Source organism: Nitrospinota bacterium (assembly GCA_035528715.1).
Classification (GTDB): Bacteria; JADFOP01; JADFOP01; order DATKYB01; family DATKYB01; genus DATKYB01.
Genome location: DATKYB010000144.1, coordinates 1 through 2,109, shown reverse-complemented (window position 1 = coordinate 2,109; position 2,109 = coordinate 1). Strand labels below are relative to the sequence as shown.

General features: G+C 38.9%; 2 protein-coding genes. Both read left to right on the top strand.

The features are described from left to right. Positions 1-1,556: ribonucleoside triphosphate reductase (locus tag VMW81_10060; protein ID HUU51283.1), on the top strand; the 1,556-nt coding region annotated here is incomplete at its 5' end. Positions 1,557-1,559: 3 nt separating this feature from the next. Next, a partial coding sequence (locus VMW81_10055; protein ID HUU51282.1) for an anaerobic ribonucleoside-triphosphate reductase activating protein occupies positions 1,560-2,109 on the top strand: 550 nt, incomplete at its 3' end.

Genomic DNA, 2,109 nt, shown 5'->3' with positions numbered 1-2,109 from the left:
GTTGGGACCTGTATGACTTGTTGGTAGAAGGATTCAGAGGGGTATGGGGGAAAGTAGAAAGCGGGCCTGCCAGACACCTTAGGAGTGCATTGGGACAGATCGTAAATTTCTTTTATACGCTTCAAGGAGAGGCGGCAGGTGCTCAGGCATTCTCTAATTTTGACACTCTGTTAGCACCTTTCATACGATTTGACAGGTTAAACTATATTGGGATAAAGCAGGCCCTGCAGGAGTTTATTTTTAATATTAATGTGCCCACAAGGGTTGGATTTCAGACCCCTTTTACGAATGTTACACTGGACCTTACTGTACCTGAATACTATGCAGATCAGGGTGTTATTATTGGAGGAGAGGCACAGGATGTTACCTATAGGGATTTTCAGGAAGAAATAGACCTATTTAACAAGGCTTTTTTAGAGGTTATGGCAGAGGGAGATGCTGGAGGAAGAGTTTTTACTTTTCCCATCCCGACATACAATATTACCAAGGAATTTGATTGGGAGAATCCTGTTCTGAGTAATCTGTGGGAGATGACGGCCAAGTATGGGATTCCTTATTTTTCTAATTTTGTAAATTCAGATATGAACCCAGAGGACGCGAGAAGTATGTGTTGCAGATTGAGAATAGATAATCGTGAATTAGAAAAGAGAGGAGGAGGACTTTTTGGTTCAAACCCTTTGACCGGCTCGATTGGTGTTGTAACAATTAATATGTCGCGAATAGGGTATCTTTGTGCCAGTGAGAATGAATTTTTTAGCAGACTTAAAGATTTGATGATCCTGGCTAAAGAGAGTTTAGAGATAAAGAGAAAAATTCTGGAGAGATTCACAGACGGGGGCCTTTACCCTTACATCAAATATTATTTAAGAAATGTAAAGAAGCGGTTTAATGAGTATTGGAAGAATCATTTTTCAACTATCGGGCTTGTTGGAATGAATGAGGCCTGCAAAAACTTTCTTGGTAAAACTATTGGTGATAGAGAGGGGAAGGAATTTGCTATAAATGTTTTAGATTTCATGCGGGAGATCTTAATAGATTTTCAAAGGGAAACGGGAAATAATTATAACCTTGAAGCTACTCCTGCAGAGGGAACCTCGTATAGTCTGGCAAAGATTGATAAGGAAAAATATCCTGATATAATATCTGCAGGCAATGTAGAGAGAGATCAATGTTTCTATACCAATTCTACCCATCTGCCAGTTGACTTCACCGATGATGTTTTCGATGCCTTGGATTTGCAGGATAGCATCCAACAAAAATATACAGGAGGAACGGTATTTCATATCTATGTAGGTGAGAGGATTTCCAACTCTGGGAGCGTTAAATCCATGGTACGCACAATATGCGAAAAGTATCATCTTCCTTATTTTACCTTTTCCCCTACGTTTAGTGTCTGCCCTGTTCATGGATATTTAAACGGAGAGCAGAGTGTATGCCCCAAATGTGGAACAGAATGTGAGGTGTATTCCCGGGTGGTCGGTTATCTCAGGCCTTTAAAACAGTGGAACAGGGGAAAACAAGAGGAGTTTCAAGAAAGAAAGATGTTTAAGGTTTGAGGTATGATTATAGGGGGATTTCAAAGGTTTTCCCTAATCGATTATCCAGATAAAATTTGTGCAATTGTCTTTACTCAGGGATGTAATTTTAGATGCCCTTACTGCCATAACCCAGAACTAGTAGACCCCAAAAAGTCAGCCAACATTGGATTAAAAGAGGATGAGATATTGTCATTTTTAGGTAGACGGAAGGGAAAGCTTAACGCTGTGACCATAACTGGCGGAGAACCTCTTCTACAAGGTGATTTAAGTGCTTTTTTATCGGCGATAAAGAGATTGGGGTATTTGGTGAAGCTTGATACCAATGGGAGTTTCCCGTCAAGGCTCAAAAAGATAATTGAGTTAAAATCCGTAGATTATATTGCGATGGATATAAAGACATCTTTGGATAAATACCATCAAGTAATAAAAAGAAAGATAGATATAAAAAAGATTCTTGACAGTATCAGATTAATTATGGATTCAGGATTGGATTATGAGTTCAGGACTACTGTTGTAAAAGCCCTTTTTGAAAAGGATGATTTTTATAAAATCGGTCAGTTAATAAAAAACG